Here is a 2,135-nt window from a genome sequence, read left to right on the forward strand (position 1 = left end):
GTGTCGATCAGTTGCTGAACCTGCAGTTGCAGGCTGGGACTGTATCCGTTGAGGTACTTGAGTGTGGCCACGGTCGATTCGCTTTAAATTGTTTCTGCTTGCTGGCGCTTTGTTCTGAATTCTAAAAGGTGTCTGCTGAACGGGCGGCGATTCAAAATTTCGTCTAAATGAAAGTGATGCCCCGTCTGGATGAAAATATGACCCTTCCAAGTGCGCTTGCCCTGAATCCAGCATAGCCGATTTTACGCATTAGGATATACTTCGGGTTTTTAGAATCAGGAGTCCATCATGTCACATCGTCTAGCTGCCATCACCGGCGCCACCAGCGGCATTGGCGCAGCCTACGCCGAAGCATTTGCGCAGCAGGGGTACAATTTGCTGCTGACCGGCCGTCGTGAACAGGAACTGAACCGGTTGGCGGAGCGCTTAAGGCAGCAATTTACTATTGATGTGACACTGCAGATCGGCGACTTGTCCGACCAGCATGATTTACAAACACTGGTAGACACCGTCACACAGTTACCCGCTCTGGATGCCCTGGTCAACAATGCCGGCTATGCCGTTGATGGCCGGCTGGGCGATATCGACTGGCCGCAGCACCGGGCCTTGTTGGATGTGCACGTTACTGCGACCACGCAACTGACTCACGCGGCACTGCCAAATCTGATTAAAGCAAAAGGTATATTGATTAACGTCGCCTCGGTTGCCAGTTGGATCCCCACAACGCAGAGCGCCTTGTATGGTCCCACCAAAGCGTATGTCAGAAGCTTCACGGAAGGCGTCGGCCTGGCTTACCGCAAGGATGGCCTGAAAGCGCTGGCGCTGTGCCCGGGTTTCACCGTCACCGATTTTCATTCCCGCATGGGCATCGACCCCGACACGTTTTACAAGCAAAAAGGCTTTACCAGAGCATGGACGGCTGCACAGGTGGTCGCCCAGTCATTCAAGGATCTTGAGAACGGACGCCTGATCTCGGTGCAGGGCTGGAACTATAAACTCATGGTATTTTTTGTGCGGCACTTGCCCTTGAGCTGGCTTTCTGCGGCGCTTGGACGTTCGAAATCTGCGCGTTTTACCAAGTAGGCATGGCCTCGATACTCCGCGCTGGCAGGATAGTTGGCACTAATTAGTGCCAACCAGAGGCGAAGAACGACTGGTCTGGAGTCGCCCCGATGAATCAGGGCGCAAGCATGATTTGTCAGACGCCAAAGCGAATGGCATCTGACAAATCACATGGAACACATTCAAAGCACTCGCAGCAAACTAAGCTTTTGCTGAGGTCTCTTCGTTAGCCGCGTACCAGATAAACAGACCAAAAGCGATTTTGTTTAAAACATCGGCCAAGTTGTAAACGATGTTCAACGTACCTTCATCTGTACCGCCAACCAGGTAGCCAAAGAAGTACCCGATTGGGTAAATCGACCATCCAATTGTAACTGTCCACTTCATTAATCCGTAAGATTTTTGAACCGCTGGCGTTGCCTTCGAAGCTGCAACTTTGCTTGCTTCACCCATGAAAATCTCATAGAGAATGTAGAACCATCCCAGCATGCCTATGGCAAATCCTAGCGTTACATTTATGTATCCAGCTTCACCCATATATCCAGGTATCAGCATGACTAGCGCACCGATGAGCAAGCGCCAGAAAATCCCGCCAGAAACTTTGGTAATTGCTGCCAATATCAAATAGAACTCAATCATCAACAGCGGGACTGTTAACATCCAATCGATGTACCGGAAGTCAGTTGGGGAGGTACCCGTGGTGACCCAGACATCTCGCATGTACATGTAATGAAAGGCAGCTATAAATGTGACAAGCGCGGATACCGTTAAGCTGGTACCCCATTTACCCCCGATACGAAATGACTCCATCAGGAAGAAGATCGTCGCCGCAGCAAGCGCCATCGAAATCAACCAGAAGGAGTAGCCCACAAAATCACCCGGCTGTAGCATCTCAGCCGCAAACGCAGCGCTGGATAGCAGAGCCAGGAAGCAAACGACGCCTGATTTGAGCCAGACGTTTAAGGTGCTTCTATGCATATTATGTCTCCAATAAATTTTCAAAATGGTAGAAGTTGGGAAAAGCAGATCAGTTGTGATGCGTAATTCCAGAATACATACGTGCTGCGCAAAAA

Annotated in this window: 2 protein-coding genes; one reads left to right on the forward strand and one right to left on the reverse strand. The window is 50.5% G+C overall.

The features are described 5' to 3' along the window. Positions 1 to 288: 288 nt before the first annotated feature. Positions 289 to 1,083, forward strand: coding sequence for an SDR family NAD(P)-dependent oxidoreductase (locus tag ACESMT_RS07285; protein WP_372825898.1), 795 nt, complete (start codon positions 289 to 291; stop codon positions 1,081 to 1,083). 180 nt (positions 1,084 to 1,263) lie between these two features. Here ACESMT_RS07285 and ACESMT_RS07290 read toward each other — a convergent pair whose 3' ends face one another. Further along, entirely contained in the window at positions 1,264 to 2,040 is a 777-nt protein-coding gene (locus tag ACESMT_RS07290) for a bacteriorhodopsin-like (protein WP_372825899.1), read from the reverse strand. Positions 2,041 to 2,135: the final 95 nt, after the last annotated feature.

This window comes from Polaromonas sp., assembly GCF_041689105.1.
Lineage (GTDB): Bacteria > Pseudomonadota > Gammaproteobacteria > Burkholderiales > Burkholderiaceae_C > Polaromonas.

Coding starts and splice junctions, on each gene's coding strand:
- ACESMT_RS07285 (WP_372825898.1), top strand. CDS start 289: ATGTCACATCGTCTAGCTGCCATCACCGGCGCCACCAGCGGCATTGGC.
- ACESMT_RS07290 (WP_372825899.1), bottom strand. CDS start 2,040: ATGCATAGAAGCACCTTAAACGTCTGGCTCAAATCAGGCGTCGTTTGC.